General features: G+C 50.3%; 20 protein-coding genes and 2 tRNA genes. 4 read left to right on the forward strand and 18 right to left on the reverse strand.

Features of this window, described 5'->3' with window-relative positions; genetic code table 11:
- Positions 1 to 21: 21 nt before the first annotated feature.
- From O4H47_RS04150 to O4H47_RS04240, 18 genes are all read right to left on the reverse strand, one after another.
- Positions 22 to 771, reverse strand: coding sequence for a copper homeostasis protein CutC (locus O4H47_RS04150; RefSeq protein ID WP_269392677.1), 750 nt, complete (start codon positions 769 to 771; stop codon positions 22 to 24).
- A complete protein-coding gene (locus tag O4H47_RS04155) occupies positions 771 to 1,691 on the reverse strand; it encodes an ROK family protein (protein WP_269392678.1) in 921 nt (306 codons plus the stop codon). Before O4H47_RS04155 ends, O4H47_RS04150 begins: the two co-directional genes overlap by 1 nt.
- Complete coding sequence (gene nagA / locus O4H47_RS04160; RefSeq protein WP_269392679.1) at positions 1,691 to 2,884, reverse strand: N-acetylglucosamine-6-phosphate deacetylase; 1,194 nt, start codon at positions 2,882 to 2,884, stop codon at positions 1,691 to 1,693. Before nagA ends, O4H47_RS04155 begins: the two co-directional genes overlap by 1 nt.
- Positions 2,884 to 3,675, reverse strand: coding sequence for a GntR family transcriptional regulator (locus O4H47_RS04165; RefSeq protein WP_269392680.1), 792 nt, complete (start codon positions 3,673 to 3,675; stop codon positions 2,884 to 2,886). Before O4H47_RS04165 ends, nagA begins: the two co-directional genes overlap by 1 nt.
- A 238-nt stretch (positions 3,676 to 3,913) precedes the next feature.
- Complete coding sequence (locus tag O4H47_RS04170; RefSeq protein ID WP_269392681.1) at positions 3,914 to 4,825, reverse strand: carbohydrate kinase family protein; 912 nt, start codon at positions 4,823 to 4,825, stop codon at positions 3,914 to 3,916.
- Between the two features lie 140 nt (positions 4,826 to 4,965).
- Complete coding sequence (locus tag O4H47_RS04175; RefSeq protein WP_269392682.1) at positions 4,966 to 6,843, reverse strand: polysaccharide biosynthesis protein; 1,878 nt, start codon at positions 6,841 to 6,843, stop codon at positions 4,966 to 4,968.
- Positions 6,844 to 6,927: 84 nt separating this feature from the next.
- Positions 6,928 to 7,857: an MraY family glycosyltransferase gene (locus O4H47_RS04180; RefSeq protein WP_269392683.1), complete on the reverse strand. Its 930-nt coding sequence runs from the start codon at positions 7,855 to 7,857 to the stop codon at positions 6,928 to 6,930.
- A 232-nt stretch (positions 7,858 to 8,089) separates the two neighbouring features.
- A complete protein-coding gene (locus tag O4H47_RS04185; protein WP_269392684.1) occupies positions 8,090 to 9,082 on the reverse strand; it encodes an MDR family oxidoreductase in 993 nt (330 codons plus the stop codon).
- A gap of 204 nt (positions 9,083 to 9,286) precedes the next feature.
- Positions 9,287 to 9,361: transfer RNA gene (locus O4H47_RS04190), tRNA-Phe, on the reverse strand.
- A 181-nt stretch (positions 9,362 to 9,542) separates the two neighbouring features.
- Positions 9,543 to 9,761, reverse strand: a complete 219-nt coding sequence (locus O4H47_RS04195; RefSeq protein WP_269392685.1) for a DNA gyrase inhibitor YacG — start codon at positions 9,759 to 9,761, stop codon at positions 9,543 to 9,545.
- A 1-nt stretch (position 9,762) separates the two neighbouring features.
- Positions 9,763 to 10,398, reverse strand: a complete 636-nt coding sequence (locus O4H47_RS04200) for a Maf family nucleotide pyrophosphatase (RefSeq protein WP_269392686.1) — start codon at positions 10,396 to 10,398, stop codon at positions 9,763 to 9,765.
- Between the two features lie 34 nt (positions 10,399 to 10,432).
- Positions 10,433 to 10,651, reverse strand: coding sequence for a translation initiation factor IF-1 (infA, locus tag O4H47_RS04205; protein ID WP_269392687.1), 219 nt, complete (start codon positions 10,649 to 10,651; stop codon positions 10,433 to 10,435).
- A gap of 63 nt (positions 10,652 to 10,714) precedes the next feature.
- Positions 10,715 to 11,674, reverse strand: a complete 960-nt coding sequence (locus O4H47_RS18125; protein WP_331283664.1) for a UPF0262 family protein — start codon at positions 11,672 to 11,674, stop codon at positions 10,715 to 10,717.
- A gap of 35 nt (positions 11,675 to 11,709) precedes the next feature.
- Entirely contained in the window at positions 11,710 to 12,090 is a 381-nt protein-coding gene (locus O4H47_RS04220; RefSeq protein WP_269392688.1) for a hypothetical protein, read from the reverse strand.
- Positions 12,091 to 12,172: 82 nt separating this feature from the next.
- Positions 12,173 to 13,465 carry a histidinol dehydrogenase gene (gene hisD, locus O4H47_RS04225; RefSeq protein ID WP_269392689.1) on the reverse strand — a complete coding sequence of 431 codons (1,293 nt, stop codon included), beginning with the start codon at positions 13,463 to 13,465 and terminating at the stop codon, positions 12,173 to 12,175.
- A gap of 15 nt (positions 13,466 to 13,480) precedes the next feature.
- The gene (locus O4H47_RS04230) at positions 13,481 to 13,915 is read right to left on the reverse strand and encodes a DUF2948 family protein (RefSeq protein WP_269392690.1); all 435 of its coding nucleotides are present in this window, start codon (positions 13,913 to 13,915) and stop codon (positions 13,481 to 13,483) included.
- Between the two features lie 116 nt (positions 13,916 to 14,031).
- On the reverse strand, positions 14,032 to 15,324 hold the full coding sequence (gene murA / locus O4H47_RS04235; protein WP_269392691.1) for a UDP-N-acetylglucosamine 1-carboxyvinyltransferase: 1,293 nt from the start codon (positions 15,322 to 15,324) through the stop codon (positions 14,032 to 14,034).
- Positions 15,325 to 15,475: 151 nt separating this feature from the next.
- Entirely contained in the window at positions 15,476 to 15,625 is a 150-nt protein-coding gene (locus tag O4H47_RS04240; RefSeq protein WP_269392692.1) for a hypothetical protein, read from the reverse strand.
- A 169-nt stretch (positions 15,626 to 15,794) separates the two neighbouring features.
- Between O4H47_RS04240 and O4H47_RS04245 the strand changes: the two genes are divergently transcribed.
- The 4 genes from O4H47_RS04245 (at position 15,795) to O4H47_RS04260 (ending at position 21,519) form a co-directional block, all read left to right on the forward strand.
- Positions 15,795 to 15,869: transfer RNA gene (locus tag O4H47_RS04245), tRNA-Thr, on the forward strand.
- Positions 15,870 to 16,421: 552 nt separating this feature from the next.
- Positions 16,422 to 17,360: a helix-turn-helix transcriptional regulator gene (locus O4H47_RS04250; RefSeq protein ID WP_269392693.1), complete on the forward strand. Its 939-nt coding sequence runs from the start codon at positions 16,422 to 16,424 to the stop codon at positions 17,358 to 17,360.
- A 242-nt stretch (positions 17,361 to 17,602) separates the two neighbouring features.
- A complete protein-coding gene (locus tag O4H47_RS04255) occupies positions 17,603 to 19,780 on the forward strand; it encodes an EAL and GGDEF domain-containing protein (RefSeq protein WP_269392694.1) in 2,178 nt (725 codons plus the stop codon).
- A gap of 83 nt (positions 19,781 to 19,863) precedes the next feature.
- Positions 19,864 to 21,519, forward strand: a complete 1,656-nt coding sequence (locus tag O4H47_RS04260; protein WP_269392695.1) for a U32 family peptidase C-terminal domain-containing protein — start codon at positions 19,864 to 19,866, stop codon at positions 21,517 to 21,519.
- The last annotated feature ends 23 nt before the right edge of the window (positions 21,520 to 21,542 follow it).

A 21,542-nucleotide genomic window follows, 5' to 3' on the forward strand; every position in this document is an offset into this window, starting at 1 on the left:
TCGGATTTTGACATGGCGACGCTAAACATTGGCCACCTCCAAACGCACAGAATCGATGAGCTGACGCAGGTTGCTAACGTTTTTCGTTATCGTTTGACGCACGCCTTGAGCGGGAGTGAAAGACATGGCCTCCACTTTGCCTGATGATGACTTTTGCCACGCCGAGCATGATGCGTGGATGTTGTTGATGCCAGCAATACCTAAAAGCGTTTCAACGTTGGAAAGATCAACGCCCGAACCGGGCATAATTTCAAGTTGCTCTTTTGCAGCTTCAACCATTTGAGCAATTGTGTCTTTGCCTTCAATGGCAGTTTTTGCGCCACCTGATGTCAGAATGCGATCAATGCCGACGCTTTGTGCTTGTTGAACGGCTGCAACGGGGTCCGGCGTTAAATCAATTGCACGATGCAGGGTACATTCCATGCCGCTTGCTGCGCTTCGCAATTTTGCCAATGCATCTAGATCAAGCCTATTGTCAGACTTGGCAACACCCAACACAACACCGGCAAGACCCAAGCTTTTCGCCTGCACGATATCGGCACACATAATATCGATTTCGGACATCGAATAGCAGAAGTCGCCGCCGCGCGGTCGGATCATCGCATGAACGCAAACATCAAAACGCTGGGCGGCGCGCATGAAGCCATAACTCGGGGTTAATCCCCCCTCGCTAAGAGCAGCACAAAGTTCAATTCGATTTGCGCCACCTGCAACGGCTGCTTCTAGAGAAGCTAAGCTATCCACACAGATTTCAAGAATGACACCAGCCATTATGCAACCCCTTTGAATGAAGCAACATCAAGTTGGGCCGCGCCAACAAGGCCCGCACTCTTTGCAAATGTGGCGGGTACAACAAGCGCTTGGTCAGTTGGGAAAAGCACACGCTCGCGCACTTTGGCATCGAGTAGAGAGATCAGTTCAACGGCGTTTGCCAAACCGCCACCGACAGGCACAATTTCAGGACCCAATAGGTTGACGATCATGGCAAGGGGGCCAGAAAGAATTTGGGACCAAATATCAATCGTTGTGCATGCATCTGGTTCACCCATAATCCATGCGGCGGAAATCTCTTCGCTCTTAAGAGTTTTGCCGCAAAGCGCTTTGTGCAGTTTTTCCATACCGCGCGCGCCACCAACTGTATCAAGGCAACCCACTTGGCCGCAGCCACACTCAAAGTATCCAACTGATGGTATTTTGCCGCCCGCAGTTGGGTCAACAACAGGTCCGTGCCCCCATTCGCCTGCAGCGCCATTGCTGCCAGCAACAATGTGGCCATCTGCAACAACGCCACCACCAACGCCTGTGCCTAAAACGATGGCGAAAACATTTTTCGCCCCTTTGGCAACGCCCACGCGCGCCTCTGCTAGCGCCAAACAGTCCGCATCATTGGCAACAACTGTCGGTAGCCCCAATCGCTTGGTTATTTCATGTGAGATATTCACACCATCAATGGCAGGAATATTCGCCACGCGCACTTTTTGCGTTTTTGGATGCACAACACCTGTCAGCGAAATAGCAATCGAATTGTGTCGCGTTTTTCCATGTGTTTGGATCAGGTTTTCAATTGCTTCAACAAAGTGCGCAAGACTTTTTGTTGGTGTTGCAACAGAAGCAATAACGGGCACATTGCCGTTTGCTTCTGGCATACCAAACCGAATGTTCGTGCCACCAATGTCAAAGCAATAAGGCATCAGCTATTGCCCCCCACACCTTTGATCCACGTACGCACAACCTGGTCGGTCGCCTCATCGATTAGGGCAAAATCAGCATCATAGCCGGCTGCGATTTTGCCAATCTGGTCGTTTAGACCTAGGTACGTCGCGGGATAAAGTGAAGCCATGCGCAAAGCCTCACCAAAGTCGACCCCCAACTCGTCACGGGTCAATCGAACGGCATCCATCATGTTTAGATCTGAACCAGCCAGCTTGCCTTCTTTGGTCGCAAGGCGCCCATTTTTGGCAAAGATTTCGGTACCATATAGGTTAAAGCTGGACTTGTTCGATCCCACGGTGGCCATTGCATCAGTCACCAACATGATGCGGCTCGTGCCCTTGCAGGCGATGACAGTTCGCGCGGTTGCGTGGTGCAAATGATGCCCATCCACAATGAGCCCGCAATAAATGTCCTTATTGTCATAAGCGGCACCGATTATGCCCGGCTCGCGGTTCATAATCGGTGGCATGGCATTGTAGAGGTGCGTGACACCTGAAATACCAGCGGCGAACCCAGCTGTTGCTTGATCGTAGGTCGCATTGGTGTGCCCGGCGCAAACACGAATGCCAGCGCTGCTTAGTCTTGTAACAAAATCTACCGGCACGACTTCTGGCGCAAGTGTGACAAGCACCACGCCCATGCCAGTTTGAGTGAACAGGTCAAAAGCGCCTTCATCTACCGAGCGAACAAATTGTTCTGCGTGGACGCCTCTGCGCTCCATGGAGAAGTAAGGACCTTCAAAATGAACACCACGGACACCAGGCAGACCTTGGCCAATGGCGTGGCGCATGGCCGTGCTGGCCGCTTGCATCTGGGAGAAGCTATCGGTGATGAAGGTGGGCAAAAGTGTGGTGGTACCAAACTTGCGATGGCCGTTGGCGATAGTCTCAAGAGCATCGACTGATTGCTCATCGTTGAACATCATGCCGCCACCGCCATTGACTTGCACATCAACAAAGCCGGGCACAAGCAACTTGCCGCCTAAATCTTCAATTTGGCAATCTTGGGTGCTAGCACCATCATCAATAATCGCAGAAATTTTACCATCTTCGACAAGCACTGCCTTGCCCTCAACAAATTCAGTGCCGTCAAATATCCGTCCGTTACGCAGAAGCGTTGCAACGCTTGAAGCAACGGTTTTGGATGAGGTTGGGCTACTATTAAACACCATTAGCCGCCCACTTTCATTTCAATGATAAAATCATAGGCGTCACCCCGAAAATGGGTGCACACATATTCAATTGGCTCGCCAGATTTCAAGAAACTCTGTTGCTCTGCAAACAAACAAGGTGAACCCGGTGCGACTTGTAAAAGCTTGGCTTCACGCTCTTGCATCACCTGAGCACGAACTCTTTGCACGCCACGAACTGGGCGCAGGTTTCGTTCTGCGAGAAACGCATAGAGAGATTGGGAGATATCGCTTTCAACCGGCAAAATGCGGGAGGGAAGGCACGCTAATTCAACGCATACCGGTTTCTCATCGGCCAAACGCACTCGATGAATGCGTGTTACCAAATCGCCTGGCGATAGTTCCAGCATGTCCAATTCAAGCTCTGTGGGCTGCCCAACTTCTTTGCTCAACATTTCAAATCGCGTGGCATGGCCCTTTACCGCCGCATCCGAACTAAACCCATTGGAGGTTGAAAGCGTTGTAGCATAGCGGTGAGCAACGAATTTTTCACTGGTGGCACTTTGGCGCAAGACGCCCTCACCCACCATTTTGTCGAGTGCCCGTTTGACGGATTTCACAGGCATTCCAAATGCACGAGACAATTCGTTTTCAGGCGGCAATCTGTCACCGTGCCCCAACACGCCACTATCAATCGCGTGGCGTACGGCAAACTGCAGTTTTTTGTTCTGCGGTGAAAGTTGATTTCCAATTTCAGCTCGTGGCTGAATTGCGGAAATAAGATCGTTCAAACGATCAAAACTTGTCTCACCGCCAATCGCGCTGTTTTGCATCCGAAAGGCCTCCCTTGGCTCTAAATAAAACCAATAAGATACCATTATGCAACCAAAAAATTACCAATGAACACAACGCAATGCATTGTCCATGCAGAGCAAGCAATCTAACATATTGAAAACATGTGGAATTTATACGATCGGCGTCGCATATAAAAAATTGCATAAGATGGGCAAAACCCAGCCTATACTTGAGCGATTTCGTTTGTGGGAGATGAAATCGGGCGCAATTTGCCGATCAATCGACAAATACACCGTAAAGCCTGGGCGAGGTGGTGACGGCGATTTTGGCCACCGTTAGGCCAGATTCAATTGCCATTTGCACACCTTCACCTGACATGAGTGAATTGAGGAACCCTGCGTTAAAAATATCCCCAAAACCAACCGTATCTGTGGCAGCAAATTTGTCACAAGTTGTAGTTGCGATTTTTCCTTGGTTAACCGCATCAACTCGGGTCAATCCTCTCAACACCACCAATATCTGATGTGTTGCAAGTGTAGCAGCCAACTCATTCATTGCTGTATCGGTATCGTCAGAATGCATGATTGTGCGCAGGTCATCTTCAAGCATGATAACCACGTCTGAAGCGCGTGCCCAATTGCGATAAACTGATATCGTATCTTCGTTCCACCCTTCCGGGGGGCGACCATAGTCTAGAACAGTAGTCCACCCCATGGTGGAGAGCATTGTCAGCAATTGGGACATGCCAGCGGTCACACCTGGCATTAAGTTTATGCCGGTAAGCAGAGCAAATGAAGACCTTGAAGTGGCCGGCGGTATCGCGTCGATCATCGTATCAACGGTTGCCGCGTTCAAATGACCTTGCGAAGTTAGAAAGACCCTACCCTGTTCGTGCAAAATGCTCACCGACACAGACGTGTTTGCTTGCACTGCAGTCCACGAGGTTGTGCTGGGCTGGAATTCACCTTTTAGCCATGTGGCAAGTTCGTCATTTCCAATGGCTGCGATCAATCGATGTTCTACGCTCAATCCCGCAAGCGCAAGTGCTGTATTGCCCGCAGCGCCACCTGCTCGAAAGTTCGAGGTCGACATGATTGTTTCGCTCTCAAACTCAGGCCATTCTGACAATGTGCCTAAGATCAGTTCTAGGTTTACATTTCCTAGAACCAACAGTGGTGGTGTCGCCATTTTGTTCCCCGAAACTTCGACTCGAAGGCAAGGCTATTGTTTCAGGCCAACTTGTCAAAGGATTATCGACCAACCGTTCAATTTTTCCTGCAAATCAGCTGTTTTGCTCAACAAAATCGCACCCGCGCCCTAAAGCGCTTTTAGTCTGTACGATTTTCAACGAATCCAAATAAGATTTTGCGCACGGCGTCCTCATCTTTTTTCGCCAGCACCGCCTCCAGCTTTTCCAGTTCTGCGGGCAATTTATTGCTCGAGTTTTGGCTTTTGGTTTTCGCACGCATGATTTTGGAATGAGATGTCACACTCACTGAGCCTTCGTCATAAAAAAGCTCTTCAAAAAGCTTCTCTCCGGGACGAATGCCCGTTTGGACAATTTCAATATCGCCATTTGGGTTTGCTCCATCGCGCACGCTGAGCCCTGCCAGTTGAACCATGTTGCGCGCCAGTTCCGTTATGGGCACTGGTTTGCCCATCTCAAGCACGAATATGTCGCCACCTGTGGCCAATGAACTTGCCTGCACAATCAATTCTGCCGCTTCATGAATAGACATAAAATATCGGGTCATTGCCGGGTCGGTAAGCGTGATGGGGCCGCCCCGCTCAATTTGAGCCTTGAACTTTGGAACAACGGAGCCGTTTGAACCCAAAACGTTGCCAAACCGAACTGAGGCAAAAACCTGTCCTGTTCCTCGCTCTTCGGCCAGGTTGGACTGATGGCGGATGATTTCCTCTGCCCAACGTTTGGTCGCCCCCATGACATTCGTTGGCCGGACCGCCTTGTCAGAAGAAATCAAGATGACCCGCTCAACCCCCTCTTCTGCCGCAACTTCTGCCACGGCGCGTGTGCCCATCACATTATTGCGCACGCCTTCGATCACATTTTCTTCTAGTAGTGGCACATGCTTATGCGCGGCGGCATGAAACACTACTTCAACGTCATTTTTTTCAATTACTTCGCGCAAGGTGGAGCGATTTTCAATCGAGGAAAGCACCGAAACGATATCTTTATAGCCACGCTCCAACAGGGTTTGTTGGATGGTGTACAATGCAAATTCGTTTGCTTCAAAAAGCACGATCTTTTTGGGTTTCCATTTGATGGCAAGTTTACATAACTCCGCACCAATTGATCCGCCGGCACCCGTTATCAGCACCGTTTTGTCTTGCAGCGCGCTCTCTAAGAGGTCAGGCTGAGCGGGAACGGAAGAGCGTCCAAGCAGTTCATCAATGTCAATAACCCGGATCTGATTGATCAGATATTTGCCTTCGACCAAGTCCGACAGCAAGGGCAGCGTTCGGATTTTGACATTGTGTTTTGAAAGCCCGTCAACAATCTCACGACGTTTGTTTGCCGAAAGGGTTGGAATGGATAGAATGATTTCCTTAACACCGTAGTCGGAAATCAAACTATCGATGCGCTCGGGGCTATGCACACGCACCCCCACAACCTCGGTTCCCCAAATCGTTTTGTCATCGTCAACAAATCCCGCCACATATCTGTGGCCTTGAGCAATCATTGCTGAGCACAATTGCGAACCGGCGTCCCCAGCCCCATAGATCAACACGGCGTCTTTGCTCAAGCTGGAACCACTGGACCCAACTACAATTGCTTTGGCCAAAAACCTGCTGCCGCCAATCACCAAAACTGAAAAAGCGAAATAAAGAATTGGCACAGAACGGGGCACACCATCGCCACCTGTCATTTCAGTGGCGAATGCGATGAAAACCCAAGCCACTGTGGCAATGCCAACTGCAAAAAGAATCGTCCAAATTGCACGGTCTGGAAGATAGCGAATAACCGCTCGATAGATGCCAAGTCGAATGAAGATCGGTATTGCAACAATAGGGGCGGCAACCATCACCATGAGCTGCTTGAGACTTGGCTCAAACAATTGCCCAAGGCGCAAGGAATAGCTAAGCCAAACAATGCCCAACAGCGTTATGAAATCAAAACACAAGAAGATGAGCCTTTTTTGCGCCCTTGGCATCGCCATCGCAAATTTACGCAGCCATTGTCTCATTAACTGATTTTCCCCAAAACTCTTTGTTTTGCGCCCATTTGTTTTGTTGCGCACTTTAGAGCACGCTGGCAAAATGGACCATAGTTACGCGTGTTCGGGGCGACCTGCCCCCAGAATAATAACAAATGCCATCCCAACACTATAAGTCACAAGCAGCAATATTACCGCAACCTCTGGCAAAAGGATGCTCAGCACGGCCAAAGGTAGCATGATGAAGAGCGTTGCGGCTAAATAGGTTAGCGTGGCCAAACGATGGCTAGACCAACGCCTGCTCAGTTTTTGATAGAGATGCTGGCGATGCGGCGCATACCATTTCTCGCGCTGCAAGAAGCGAACAACAAGGGTTCCAGTTGCGTCACAAACCAGAGGGGCAGCGAGAAGTAACCACGCCACAATCACATGCGGTGTTTGAAAACTTGAAAAAAGAAACATGGCCAACATGGCAGCCGCAATAAAATAGCTGCCCGCATCACCCATAAATATCCGAGCAGGTGGGAAATTGAGCATTAAGAAACCTAAGATGGCACTGGCTACAATGACGCCCCAAAGCTCGAAAATGCCCATTGGTGTGCCAACAGCTATAGAGCCAAGCAACACCGCGCAAAACATGATTGCGGCAGATTGTGTCGCAACCAAACCATCAATTCCATCCATAAAATTGACCAGATTTAGCCACCAAATCGCAGCTAAGAGGCAACCGAGCAGTGCAAAAAAGAAAAGGCCGGGGCCGAGCAAACTGACGGTAAAATCAATGGTCCCGACTGACCAAAACAGTACAATTGTTGACAAGAACTGGATTGCGAAGCGCCAAAGTGCACGCACCTCAAACAAGTCATCTAGCAACCCCACAATTGTCAGCAGCGCAGCAAACAACATATAGGGCAGCATTTTTGGCTGCATGAAGCAAAACGCAAACCCGACCATCAACCCGATGAAGGCAAATGAAACGCCGCCTCCGGTGGCGGTTGGTTTGCTATGGGACGACCGGGCGTTCGCATGCTGCAACAATTGCAATTTTGGCGCCAACCGGAACAATAGATACGTCAAACCAAACGCCGCAATAAAACTGCACAGGGACAGCAAAACTATGGGCGTAATTGTCATCATTTGGTTTTATATCGGTCCAACGGAAATATGCTGAGGCCGTTGGTAGCTTTTTAACGCCGTGGGCGCAAGACGTCGCTTATATACCGCTATACTAGCGCTTAAAATTCTGGCAAGCGCATAGATCTGGTCAAATTGCGCATTAGGCGTTTACATCCACAACGACGCGGCCACGCACTTCCCCAGCAAGGATCGCTTTGCCTAAGTCGGGCAAATCGGCAAGTGCAGCAGGCTCCACCATGGCATTCAATTTTTCCATCGGTAAATCGTTGGCCACACGTTGCCATGCGCGCACACGATCCTCATAAGGGCGGCGCACTGAGTCAATGCCCAGCAAGTTCACCCCCCGCAAAAGGAACGGTATCACGGTTGCGGGCAGTTGTGCACCGCCTGCAAGACCAACGGCGGCAACTGATGCGCCATATTGCATTTGTCCGAGCAAACGCGCCAGCATCGAGCCACCGACTGCGTCAATGCACCCGGCCCAAGTTTCCTTTTCCAGCGGACGCTTGGTTGTTTCGTTCAGCTCATCGCGGGGCACGATGGTTGTCGCCCCGAGCGATTTCAAATAGTCAGCCGTCTCTGGCCGGCCTGTAACCGCAGCCACTTCGTAGCCAAGGTTAGAAAGAATCGCCGTGGCGACCGAACCAACACCGCCGGCAGCGCCGGTAACCAGAACGGGACCTTTGTCCGGTGACAACCCATGATCTTCCAACGCAATTGTCGCCAACATAGCGGTAAAGCCGGCGGTGCCCACGGCCATGGCATCTTTGGTGCTCAATCCTTTAGGCAGCGGCACCAACCAATCCGCTTTTACCCGCGCCTTTTGTGCGTAGCCGCCCCACCAGTTCTCACCTACGTTCCATCCGGTCAAAACAACTTTGTCACCCGGTTTATAACGATCGTCGCTGGATGTTTCGACGGTGCCCGCAAAATCAATACCGGGCACATGAGGATAATTGCGGACCAAACCTCCGCCTGGGCCCAAGCACAATCCATCTTTGTAATTCAGTGTTGAATACTCAACAGCAACGGTCACATCACCTTCGGGTAGCTGATCAATTTCGAGCTGTTCGATCTTGGCCGATGTTTTTCCCTCATCGTCCTTACGAACCACCATTGCATTGAACGTCATATAACCACTCCCGATTTGACCAATTGTTCAAACCAGTTTGGCGTGGATGACATGCAAGAGCAAATCGAAATGTGAAAAATCGGTCTTCAAACCATGCGACAATTTAAATCACGGCTAAGCGTCGGAGATTTCGCAACCATGCGCGCAGCACAATATTGGCGCAGCCAGAAGACGGAATACCAATGAACTGTGTTTTTGAAAAGATGGTGCCCGGGGGCGGATTTGAACCACCGACACGCGGATTTTCAATCCGCTGCTCTACCCCTGAGCTACCCGGGCATCCTGTAGTGAATCAGGAACGTTTGTTCAACCAATTCATACATGCTGTGGCGGGTTTATAGGGTGAGAAATTGATATTGTCTAGCGGTCAAAGACAAAAAATATCACTTATATTGAAAGTTTCCCGCTCTAATAGAAAAACGCACCGATTTTCAGCGTGTTAGCGACAGTTTTCGATCACTCAATCGTCGAATTCGTCGTCATAATTGTCAAGCTGAGCACCATCTTCTTCGACCACGGGAATGGCGTAGGAACCGTTCAGCCACTTGCCCAGATCAAGATCCGCACAGCGTTTCGAGCAAAATGGATGGAACGCACGTACACTTGGCTTTTCGCACATCACACAGGGTTTTGATGGGCGCAAGCCGGTAATATTGGAACGGTTAGAGGTGTCGCTCATCTTAAATTCCTGATGTGGAATTGAGCCAGTTGAACTCGATGGGATAGTTTTCGCTGCGCAAAAGCTGCACCGTCTCATATAGGGGCAAGCCCATAACCGCGTGGAACGAGCCTTGCAACTTGATGACAAATGCACCCGCTATGCCTTGAATGGCGTAAGCGCCAGCTTTATCTTCCCATTCGCCGCTGGCCAGATAAGCGTCAATTTCAGCATTGGAAAGGCGCTTGAACCGAATGCGGGTTTCCACCACGCGGCGTTTGGCGCCGCCTGCTGGGTTGAGCAAGCAAATCGAGGTGAAAACGCGGTGCGAACGACCACTCAGCAGGCGCAACGAAGCGGCTGCATCGTCTAGCATTTCTGCCTTTGGCAAAATGCGCCGACCCACCGCCACAACGGTGTCACCACCCAAAACCAGCGCATTGTCGCCAATACCGGTTTGGCGCGCCTTGTGCTGCGCTGCCAGCGCCTTGGTGTGCGCCAAGCGCGCGGCAAGCTTGCGCGGTATCTCGTTTTTTAAGGGAGTTTCGTCCACGTCCGCGGGGATCAGATGATCCGGCTCAACACCAATCTGGTTCAACAGCGCCAAGCGGCGCGGTGATGCAGAGGCGAGAATGAGTTCGGGACGAGCTGCGACCATTATGTTTTATCGCTCATGTTCGGGCACGCACCGCTTACTTGAAGCGGTAGGTGATCCGGCCTTTGGTAAGATCGTAAGGTGTCATTTCAACAAGCACCTTATCGCCTGCCAAAACACGGATACGGTTTTTGCGCATGCGGCCCGCAGTGTGGGCGATGATTTCGTGTTCATTTTCGAGCTTCACGCGGAATGTCGCGTTTGGCAACAATTCCTGTACGACGCCCGGAAATTCGAGCATTTCTTCTTTGGCCATTCTATCTCCTGATAAGCACCTTCAAGCGCAACAGCGCTTGAATTGGCGGCAACCTATACAAATTCAAACGATTTGTGAACCATTTGTCACCAGCGATTGCAGCTCGGTGTTAATACGGTTGTTTAGGTCTTCGCGCAAGGCACGATATGCATCTAGTTTTTGGGCTCGATTTCCATCGATCAAAGTTGGATCATCAACCTGCCAATGCAAGCGCTTGCCAACTTCATAATTGCGTGCGTCAACAGCTTCTGGTGCCTCGTCGGACAAGGTGACAATCAAATCAAACGAATTGGCCACCAACTCGTCCATCGTATGTGGGGTGTGCACCGACATATCAACGCCAATTTCTTCCATGACCTCATGGACAAAATTATCAACTTTGCCAGAACGCACTCCCGCCGAGCGGGCAATTATGCGCGTTGGAAAGGCCCGACGGGCCAATGCCGCGGCCATTGGCGAGCGCACTGAATTCATCGAGCACACAAACAAAACCGTTGGCATATCCGATTTGGTGTCAGCGCGCTGATCGGCGTAGGGCTGCACCGCACAAATGAGGGTGAACAAGCGTCGCGCTGTGTTCTCATCCATTTCCAACTTGCCATCTAAACGGTGGCGCAACAATTCTGCAGCCTGATTGTGCAGCCCCCTACGGGCCATATCCACGGTTTCTATTTGATAGGGCTGCGCGCTTTTGATCGCATCGTAATAGCTTTCTCGAATACGAAAATAGTCGCGAATGAGATGACGGAACGGGGTTAAAGACAAAAAATGGGCAGCGATGGGTTCGTTGGTCGTGGGGTTACGCACATCCAAGCCCAAATGGTTTCCGCGGATCGACACGTGTAAAGCGTAAGGTCCATGCGCTTCTGAAATGGAGGTAATGGGGGCAAACTGGTTCTCTTCAACCAGATCAAAAACGGCAATGCGGCGCTCATGCACTTCGTCCGGATCAATCGAAATGATTGTTTCTGGATCGAGTGTGACCGTGACCAGCTTATCCGTGTCAGGATGTGCGATATCCATTAGGCCTCAAAAAAGTGAATCGAGATGTGCCGACTTTATCTAAGCAGCAAAGCGCAAAGCAAGACGACAATCAATCCCAAAAGTGCCAATACAAACGCCCGATAGCTTTTCGTGGCCTTTTGTTCTTCAACCATAAATTGGGCCAGCGCCTGCTGATTGAACACGGCTTGCTGGGCAAATTTTCGGGCGCGTGTGGTAAATCCTTGTAACACACCTGTTGCTTCAGTGTCATTGTCATCAAGTGTGCGCACCGGCCCGTCTTCAACCAAGACTTCATGTGCTGCGCGGAAATCGTTGCGCTTTAGCTCAGCCAAAACCCCCTCACCTTCAACCTCGCTTAGTTGACGTGAAAGCAAGTCTTCCAGCTGTTGAACTTCTGCTAAATAGTCTTCTGCGCCGCGGGTTGCATCTGCCATTATTGAAAAACCACCTTTGTTATCCACTCACTAAGCAGCATAACAGAGTTGGGTTATTGCAAGAATAAACAGGTCGATCGAATTAGCGATTAAGCCTAATAGAAACTGAACGGCCATGGGCTTGCAAATCCTCGGCCTCTGCCAATGCAACCGCATCTGGTGCCAACGCACTAAGTGAAGATGGCGTACACCCAAGGATCGATATCCGCTTGATAAAATCAAGCACATTCAGCCCTGAAGCATAGCGCGCAGAGCGGGCGGTGGGCAGCACGTGATTTGTGCCTCCGATATAATCGCCGATGGCTTCTGGTGTGTGATGGCCAAGGAAAATTGCCCCAGCGTGGCGCACTTTTGCGACCAATGATTGGGGGTCATCAACCGCTAGTTCTAAATGCTCGGGCGCCATGCGGTTGGACAAATCAAGTGCTGCATCAATGTCTTTGACCACAATCACCGCGCCAAAATCTTCCCATGATGGGCCAGCCAGATGCTTCTTGGGCAATATGGCTAGTTGGCGCTCAACTTCTTTTTCTACCGCGTCGGCCAGTGCCGCATCAGGCGTGATCAGAATTGATTGTGCCGACTTGTCATGTTCGGCTTGCGCCAACAAATCAGCGGCAATCCATGCAGGGTTTGCGGAACTATCCGCGATCACCAAAACTTCAGATGGACCCGCGATCATATCGATGCCCACTGTGCCAAAGACCTGGCGTTTTGCTGCCGCTACATAGGCATTGCCCGGGCCAACAATTTTATTGACCGGCTTGATGGTCTCCGTGCCAAATGCAAGCGCTGCAATGGCTTGTGCGCCCCCTACCCGGTATATTTCTGTTACGCCGGCAATCTTTGCAGCGGCCAGAACAGTTGGATTGACCACACCGTTCGGCGTTGGCACCACCATGGCGATACGCTCTACCCCTGCTACCCGTGCAGGCGCCGTGTTCATCAAAACGGATGAGGGATAGCTGGCCAAGCCGCCCGGCACGTAAATGCCAACAGCATCGACCGCGTTCCATTTTGAACCCAGAGTTACACCGGCTTCATCGGTGTACAATTCGTCCTTTGGCAACTGGCGCGCGTGATAGGCGGTTATGCGTTTGTAGGCATGGTTGAGCGCGCCAATGAGAGCACTTGAGGTCTCATTGTAGGCGGCGTCAATTTCATCTTGGGTAAAAGCAATGCCAGTTTCTTTTAGATTTAGTTGATCAAATTTTTGGGTTAGATCGACAAGGGCTGCATCTTTGCGCATACGCACGTCATTGATGATTTTCTCAACCGCGTCACCCACCTCAATCGAGGTTTCGCGTTTTGCGCCCAAAAGCACAGCAAACTGTTGTTCAAAATCAGCTGCGGCCTGTTCCAGTCTTACCGGCATATTTGCGCTACTCTTTTAGTTTGTTAGATCGTGTTGCGGGGTGCCTTTTGCCCCCCAAGCGGCACCCAAATCTTGCATGCGCGCTTCAAGGCACTCAACGCTGAGTTTGATTGAACCACCACCAGCAAAGGCTAAAAGCACAACGCCCGAAGGCTCGTCAGCAATCTCAAAGGTCATCGTAAGCAGTTCCAACACGCCATCTTTTGCGTCCAGATCAATCCCAGACACTTTGACTTGGGTCACTCGATCAAAATGGATCGCAGCGCGTTTGCGCTGGCCTTTGCCGCGCTTGCTATCTGCTTCCCAAGCAAACCGGTTCATCAAAAAGGCAAAGCGTTGATCATCCGCCACATAACCCATTTCACCCACGCGGATAACCGCGTCTTGGGTATGCGCAGAGATTACTTCCAAATCTTCACTATCTAAGGCGAGCAATTTGAGATCGGTCATAGATCAACAACTTCCTATTCAGGGCGTGGGCCATTCTGTTCACCTGACTACCTAATGCGCGTCTGCGCAGTTCACAAGTGTAGCGGGATGAAAAAGGCCTGCGCTTTTTGACTATGCTAACCGCTAATCCGCTCGATTTGCGCGCCACAGCGGCTCAATTTGTCTTCCAAACGCTCAAATCCACGGTCCAGATGGTAAATGCGGTTAACAATTGTTTCGCCCTTTGCCGCAAGTCCTGCGATTACTAAGGAAACTGAAGCCCGCAAATCTGTTGCCATGACTTGAGCGCCTTTGAGTTCTCGCACGCCCTTCACATGGGCTTTTTGTCCGTCAACACTAATATCTGCGCCAAAGCGCATCAATTCGGCCACATGCATAAAGCGGTTTTCGAAAATGGTTTCGCGCACTGTGGCGGTACCGTCGGCACGGGTCATCAGCGCCATATATTGCGCCTGCAAGTCTGTTGGGAAACCCGGATATTCAGAAATCTCAGCGTCGATGGCGTGAATGGCCGTGCCGTTTTTAGTGATGCGCAGGCCATCTTTTTCGCGTGTCACCGTGGTGCCGGTTTGCTCGAGCACTTTAAGCGCTGCGTCCAAATGGTCAGCATTTGCGCCTTTGAGCAAAACATCGCCACCCGTCATGGCAACAGCCATCGCATATGTGCCGGTTTCAATGCGATCAGGGATCACATCTACGGTTGCGCCGTGCAGTTGCTCAACGCCTTCTACCGTTAGCGTACGTGTGCCAATGCCAGAAATTTTTGCGCCCATTGCCACCAAACATTCAGCGAGGTTGACCACTTCGGGCTCCATCGCTGCGTTTTCAATGGTTGTTGTGCCTTCGGCTAGAGTTGCCGCCATCATAATCACATGGGTTGTACCCACTGAAATGCGTGGCAGTTTCACCAACCCGCCCTTTAGGCGACCGCCGGGGGCTTTGGCATTAACATAGCCGCCGTCAATTTCAATCTCGGCACCCAATTGCTGCAGCCCATCGATGTAAAAATCCACAGGACGTGTGCCAATGGCGCAACCGCCAGGCATGGACACGCGGGCCACCCCTTCGCGGGCCAACAAGGCGCCAATTACCCAAAAACTGGCGCGCATGGTGGCAACCAATTCGTACGGGGCGCAAGTGTCAACAATGTCTGCTGCTGAAAACGTGATCCGTTGCCCGCGCATTTCATCTTCACCACGGCGGCGACCTTGTACCGCCAAATCAACACCATGATTTTCCAGAATACGCTCGAGCTGTTTAACGTCAGCCAAACGCGGCACATTGTTCAATGTCAACGGCTCTTTGGTCAGCAAACTCGCAATCATCAGCGGAAGTGCGGCATTTTTTGCGCCCGATATTGGCAATTCTCCACGAAGCTCATTACCACCAACAATACGAATTCGATCCATGTTTTTTCCTTTAAAAGGCGCGTGTCGCTCGCCGTTAATTATAGCGATCTCTCACAAATTACCAGTGCGATGAATGTTTGATTGAGAATTTGGTCAATTGAGGGCCCAATTGGGTCTATATAGAGGTGATTTGAAGTCCGCCGTCCAGCGGTCAATCCTGCTTGGGCGCATTCTTGTCCGCGTCAGTGCGCGCTTTAACTTGCTGTTTTCGGCGGCGCAAATTGGCGCGCAACTGCTGGGTCAGCCGCTCTTCACGGGCTTTGCGTTTTGTCTCGACGGTGTTTTCACGTTTTTCATTCATGGATATGGCTATAAGTTGCTGTGTTGTGCAGATCAATGCTGAAACGATCGCCGATCAGCGGAACTGCTTTTTTGCACATTTTTGGGGTTCAGGTCCAGAACCCTCTTGCTTTGCTGAAAAGCTTGTGGCACTACCACGGCGCTTTGTTGAGAAACCTCACAGGGCTTGTGCTGCCGTAGCTCAGCGGTAGAGCACCTCATTGGTAATGAGGAGGTCGAGAGTTCGAGTCTCTCCGGCAGCACCATTAACGCTGAAATAGCGTTGCAATTTTTGTCCCTTCTATCGACTTCGACAATAGGCGTCTCGGCATCTACATTTTCGCCTGGCAATAGACCCTGAACGGAAGTCATTGCCATGATCCAAACTATCCCAATGTCTATCTGTACAACTGTTGGCTGCTGCATTCTGCCATTTACTGTTGAATGCTAAGCGCTAGACAGTTGTGTGCACCACCCCCAAATGGGTGGCTATGCCCAGTCTCTTTGGTCGGCAAAAGTGCATTTTCTCTTGGAGATGCTGGTTTTTTGAGCCAAAATCGAAACGCAACGTCATCTCTTTGAAACAGTGCATAGACGAAAGAAAAACCATTCCAACGAAAACGCTAAACGAGCTCATTTTACAAATATATGACACGGTTGCAGATCAATCTTTGTGGCCTGATGTTTTGGACAAGTGCGCGCACGCGGTTGGGGCACAAAGCAGTGCAGTTTTCGATCAAGTTGGGGCGCCAACATCAGAGATTTTCACGCTCTCACACAGTTCAAATACATATTCACAATTTGGAATGGACGCTTATGTGGATAGTTTCCTAGAGCAAGAATTGAATGATAGGGGACAAGCAAAGCTGGCCCTTTCACGTTCCGACGGTGTTGAAGTGCTCAGCGATGAAGTCACCTACTCAGATTACGCTGAGTTTTTGGACCGTGATAATGTGAAATACCTTCGAGAGCTCGGGCTAAGACACAGGGCGATTTCGTTCCTCAACAAGGACAATTTGAACAGGACACAATTCACGCTCCAATTCGGTGATCATAGGGGCCCCATTCGGCCTGACGAAGCAGAACAGCTGGCGACCTTATTGCCTCATATCGCAAAAGCGTTGGACCTCGGGCGACCGATCAAAAAGATTTCTGAAGCGCATCATGGCATTTTGTTGGCCATGGACCAGCTTACAATTGGGGTTTGCGTTTTAGATGAGTTTGGAAGCGCCGTTGCTCAGAATGTCGAATTTGTGCGCCAAGCTGATCAATATGGCGTTTTTGCCATTGGCAACGATGGAAAGCTCTACTTTAAAACATCGGCCGATCAGCTAAAATTTGACCAACTAAGAGCAGATGCTTTGAATAATGGCAAATTTGGCGCAAGGCCCCGAAAAGAGGCTGTGGCAACCCAAACGGGTGGATATTTGTGCATTGAGGTTTCTCCGACACACCAAATTGATGAACTGGGCACAATATCGCATGCGGGCGCAATAGTCTTCAGTCAAGACACGAGCAAGCCACTCGATTTTGACTTCAATACTGTTGCGACCTGCTTTCGCCTTTCCCCCGCTGAAACCAAAGTTGCTAGGTTGCTAAGTCAGGGCCTGACGAACGCCGAGATAGCGGAGAAGATCGACCGCTCAAGCGAAACGATTAAGTTCCACACAAAGACGATTTTGAGCAAAACCCAATGCTCTACACGAACCCAATTTGTGCGCCTTCTGGGCAGCTTTAGAAATGATACGCTTGGCTAGAACGGCCAATTGGTTCCAGCTTTTTGCAGCAATTCAACTCGCTGTTCACTTATCAACCCGCCATTGTCGCAACTATTGCGCGCGCTGTGGAGGAGCATTTCAAAATGGCTGCTGCTTTCAACGGTCTGTCATGCTCATGATGGTTTGGTTTTCACTCTTTTAACCATCCCTTCAATCTAACGGCGCCATTTAACAAAGCGCTCATTTGGATTTGCTTTTATTCCTCCATTACGGGGAACAAAATGAAAATAGGCAAAAAAGAAGATTTGCAGGCGTTGCGCGAAAAATGTGCCATGTATGAGTCATGGCTGCGCGCATTGGATGAGCACGGCAAATTCGATCTTTGGTTCAAGGACAAAGACAGTCAATACCGATATGTAAACAAGCACTTCGCCAACACTATGGGGCGCACCAAGGCTGAGCTTGTTGAGCGCACGCCTGAGGATGTTTTTGGTGCTGACCGCGCAGAACGTGTTCGGATTATGGACCGCAAAGTAATGAACGACGGATTGTTGCAACGGGTTGTGCCGTGTGACGAATCTGGCGCACTTGAGGTGCACGAAGAGAACCGTTTTGTGGTTAATGATGAACAGGGCAACCCGGTCGGTCTTGGCTGCTTAGCCTTTGAAACCACCGAGAAGTCGATGGCTGAAGAAGCTTTGGCACAAGCCCAACAAATGGCACAGCTAGGCAATTGGCGTTGGTCTGTGCGCGATAAATGTTTGATTTCATGTTCTGAGCAATTTGCGAATATCTTGGGTGTTTCATTTACCCAAGCATTTTCAACCATGCAGAACCGCGCCGATAAGATCATTCACCCCGATGATCGCCAACTGGTTCGCGAAGTTGACAATCGAAAAGGCGAAATCGGCTTTGGCGGTTACGACATTGAATATCGCATTTTGTTGAGCGATGGGGTTGAACGACATGTGCGCGAAATTGCGGAACCTTTGATGGGAAATGATGGCACACCTGTTGAATATGCAGGCACATTGCAGGACATTACCGACAAAAAAACCACCGAAATTGAACTTCTGCGCGCCCGTGACGAACTTGAACTGCGGGTTGAAGAACGCACCGCGGATCTTCAGCATATGGCAAACCATGATGTTTTAACCGGAACCCTTAATCGCACTGCTTTTGTAAAACAAATAGAAGTCAGACTTGCTGAAAGCGGAGATCTGAAAGCGGCCTTTATCGTTTTGGATTTAGATGGGTTTAAGAACGTTAACGATTGCTACGGGCATGCGGCGGGTGATTTGCTTTTGCAAATTGTTGCAGAACGGTTGAAGCAACGTATGGATGGCAGGACTTTGGTTTCCCGACTTGGGGGGGATGAATTTGGCATTTGCATCATATCGACAGAAATTGATGCGGCGGGCGCAAAGCAGATTTGTGAAGACATAGAACGTACGCTTGCGGCAAAAATCAAACTGGGATCCTGTGAGGTCTTTGTTGGCTGCTCTTTTGGCATATTCATGATTGAAAACAGCACCACACCGATTGCTGAAGCCTATAAGTCTGCCGATATTGCGCTCTATCGGGCCAAAAAATCAACCACCCAGACCATCATGCAGTTCGAAGATAAAATGGCCGAGGAAGCCGCTTATCGACACAAGTTGGAACAAGATTTGCGCAAGGCTGTTAACGAAGGATCACTTGGCGTTGCGTTTCAACCCCAAGTTGTTGTTCAGGGCGAGCAGCTTGTTGGCTTTGAAGCACTCGCGCGCTGGCAACACCCCGAATTTGGTGCCATTCGCCCCGACCTCTTTATCCAAATCGCGGAACAAACGGGCCTGATAAATGAGCTGGGCAAACAGGTCTTGGACCGTGCTTGCCTTGAGACAGCCAAACTAAACCGCTCATTTGATAAGTCGTTCCGCATTTCGGTCAATTTGTCGTCTCGACAATTCGACGACCACAAGCTGGTCGATTACATAGCGAATGCCTGTCGCACGCATAGTATTTCTCCCGACATGCTGGAACTTGAGGTGACAGAGAACTTGTTTTTGAATAATTCCGACCAAACAAAGGCGACGCTGGATGCGATTAGAGAGCTTGGCGCCCGTGTTGCATTGGATGATTTTGGAACAGGCTATTCTTCACTTGGCTATCTACGCCGGTTTGAAATTGACCGGATCAAGCTTGATCGCTCGTTCATCAAAGATGTGAACTGGAGCGCCAGCGATCAACGCATCGTGCGCGGCATTATCTCATTGGCGCAAAGCTTGAATATCTCGACCATTGCGGAAGGCGTTGAAACTGACCAGCAACGTGAGTTCTTAGAAGAATGTGCCTGTGACGAAATTCAAGGCTTTTATTATGGTGTGCCAAGTTCTGCGGATGTGTTGACGGATTTGATGAGCAAAGGTGGCGAACGTTATGCCATCCACCATTTACCTGATGTTTTGGCGGTTTAGAACACCTTGCTCCAATTGACCCAAATCAACGCAATTCAACGGTTTTGAGCGCAAAAGCCTCGCTTTCAGCGAGGCGAAGCGACATGAAAAAAGATCACCGTTCTGAACTACTGATGCCAGCGGGCAACTTGCGCAAACTGAAGATGGCCATTCTATATGGCGCGGACGCGGTTTATTTGGGCACGCCTGATATGAGCTTGCGCACCAAATCCCAATTCAGCTTGGAAGAAGTGATTGAAGGCGTTGCGTTTTGTCATGCACACGGCAAACGCGCCTATTTAACGCTCAATCTGTTTTCGCACAATAAAGACATCGCAAAGCTGGATGAATATGTGCAAACGGTGCGGCGGGTAAAACCTGATGGGTTGATCATCGCTGATCCGGGGGTTTTTCAATATGTCAAAAATCGTGCCCCAGAGTTGGAATTGCATATTTCCACGCAGGCGAACATTTGCTCTTGGTTGTCCGTTCAATTTTGGCAAGATCAAGGTGCGTCCTTATGTGTTTTAGCCCGGGAAGTTTCTTACGCCGAGTTGGTGGAAATCCGGGAAAAGTGTCCCGACATCAAGCTAGAGGCCTTTGTGCATGGGGCCATGTGCATGACTTACTCGGGGCGCTGTTTACTGTCGAACTTCATGGCGGAGCGCGGAGCGAACCAAGGCAATTGTGCCAATTCTTGCCGCTGGAACTACAAGCTGAAAATGCGCTTAAAAGACGGCACGGTGGAAGAGCTTGAAATCAACCAAGACAACAAGGACATGTTTGAGTTCTTGCTGGAAGAAGGCTGTCGACCGGGAGAGTTTTTGCCGATTGAAGAAGATGGACGCGGCTCTTACATCATGAATTCGCGTGATTTGAGCATTATGCCCAAGCTGGATGACTACCTCAAAATCGGTGTGGACAGTCTAAAGGTCGAAGGGCGCGGCAAGTCTGAGTATTATTGCGCCGTTGTGGCCCGCGCCTATCGTATGGCAATTGACGATTATTATGCCGACCCAGAAGGCTGGAATCCAAAGCCCTATATGGCCGAGTTGGATGCCGTCGGCAACCGGGGCTACACCCTCGCCTTTCACGAAGGTCGTTTGACCAATTACGCGCATGATTACGAACACACCGCCTCAATCGCGCAGTGGGAATATGCAGGTGTGGTGACCAAGGTCGAAGACCAAGCATTTTTGGTTGAAGTGAAAAACAAGCTCGAGGCTGGTGATGTGCTCGAATTCATCTCCCCAATTGCGCGGCACACGATCTTACTGCGGGTTTATGATTTTGAACGTGCGGAAACGGGCGAAAAAGTGGATGCTGTGCATGGGGGCACCAAAACCGTCGTCCGCTTGCCCTTCTCGCTGTTTGACCATGAAGACACCAGTGACTTGAAAGCTTGGTTTCCCGAATATTCCGTGATGCGCAAAGAGCGCGCATTGACAGACGAACAATGGAAACGGATCAAGTTCGACAAACTTACCCAAGAAGCCGAAATCAAAGGCCAGCCGAATGACGCGGCTTATCAAAAGCGACGCGATGCCTTGGTGGCCAGCATTCAAGAAGGCGGCAATGCAACCCGCTTCAAGACTAACCGCGTGGGCACAGACGGGTGCTGCGGTAAAGGGTGCAACGGATGCATGATGTTCTGGCAAGACGACCTTTACGCCAAAGCGCGAGAAGAGGTTCTAAAACGCAAACAGGGTGAGTTGTTGAGCCGTGCGGAGGCCAGTGCCATGAAGGGGGCTGCGGAGTAGCGGGATCACTTCGGGCAGTATGT

It is taken from the genome of Maritalea porphyrae (assembly GCF_027213965.1).
GTDB classification, from domain to species: Bacteria; Pseudomonadota; Alphaproteobacteria; order Rhizobiales; family Devosiaceae; genus Maritalea; species Maritalea porphyrae_A.

Excerpts from the sequence above, each read along its gene's own strand:
- O4H47_RS04150 (WP_269392677.1), bottom strand. The coding sequence starts at position 771 with ATGGCTGGTGTCATTCTTGAAATCTGTGTGGATAGCTTAGCTTCTCTA.
- O4H47_RS18125 (WP_331283664.1), bottom strand. The coding sequence starts at position 11,674 with ATGGATATCGCACATCCTGACACGGATAAGCTGGTCACGGTCACACTC.
- nagA (WP_269392679.1), bottom strand. The coding sequence starts at position 2,884 with ATGGTGTTTAATAGTAGCCCAACCTCATCCAAAACCGTTGCTTCAAGC.
- O4H47_RS04220 (WP_269392688.1), bottom strand. The coding sequence starts at position 12,090 with ATGGCAGATGCAACCCGCGGCGCAGAAGACTATTTAGCAGAAGTTCAA.
- hisD (WP_269392689.1), bottom strand. The coding sequence starts at position 13,465 with ATGCCGGTAAGACTGGAACAGGCCGCAGCTGATTTTGAACAACAGTTT.
- O4H47_RS04175 (WP_269392682.1), bottom strand. The coding sequence starts at position 6,843 with ATGAGACAATGGCTGCGTAAATTTGCGATGGCGATGCCAAGGGCGCAA.
- O4H47_RS04155 (WP_269392678.1), bottom strand. The coding sequence starts at position 1,691 with ATGCCTTATTGCTTTGACATTGGTGGCACGAACATTCGGTTTGGTATG.
- O4H47_RS04170 (WP_269392681.1), bottom strand. The coding sequence starts at position 4,825 with ATGGCGACACCACCACTGTTGGTTCTAGGAAATGTAAACCTAGAACTG.
- murA (WP_269392691.1), bottom strand. The coding sequence starts at position 15,324 with ATGGATCGAATTCGTATTGTTGGTGGTAATGAGCTTCGTGGAGAATTG.
- O4H47_RS04230 (WP_269392690.1), bottom strand. The coding sequence starts at position 13,915 with ATGACCGATCTCAAATTGCTCGCCTTAGATAGTGAAGATTTGGAAGTA.
- O4H47_RS04260 (WP_269392695.1), top strand. The coding sequence starts at position 19,864 with ATGAAAAAAGATCACCGTTCTGAACTACTGATGCCAGCGGGCAACTTG.
- infA (WP_269392687.1), bottom strand. The coding sequence starts at position 10,651 with ATGGCCAAAGAAGAAATGCTCGAATTTCCGGGCGTCGTACAGGAATTG.
- O4H47_RS04240 (WP_269392692.1), bottom strand. The coding sequence starts at position 15,625 with ATGAATGAAAAACGTGAAAACACCGTCGAGACAAAACGCAAAGCCCGT.
- O4H47_RS04200 (WP_269392686.1), bottom strand. The coding sequence starts at position 10,398 with ATGGTCGCAGCTCGTCCCGAACTCATTCTCGCCTCTGCATCACCGCGC.
- O4H47_RS04195 (WP_269392685.1), bottom strand. The coding sequence starts at position 9,761 with ATGAGCGACACCTCTAACCGTTCCAATATTACCGGCTTGCGCCCATCA.
- O4H47_RS04255 (WP_269392694.1), top strand. The coding sequence starts at position 17,603 with ATGAAAATAGGCAAAAAAGAAGATTTGCAGGCGTTGCGCGAAAAATGT.
- O4H47_RS04185 (WP_269392684.1), bottom strand. The coding sequence starts at position 9,082 with ATGACGTTCAATGCAATGGTGGTTCGTAAGGACGATGAGGGAAAAACA.
- O4H47_RS04165 (WP_269392680.1), bottom strand. The coding sequence starts at position 3,675 with ATGCAAAACAGCGCGATTGGCGGTGAGACAAGTTTTGATCGTTTGAAC.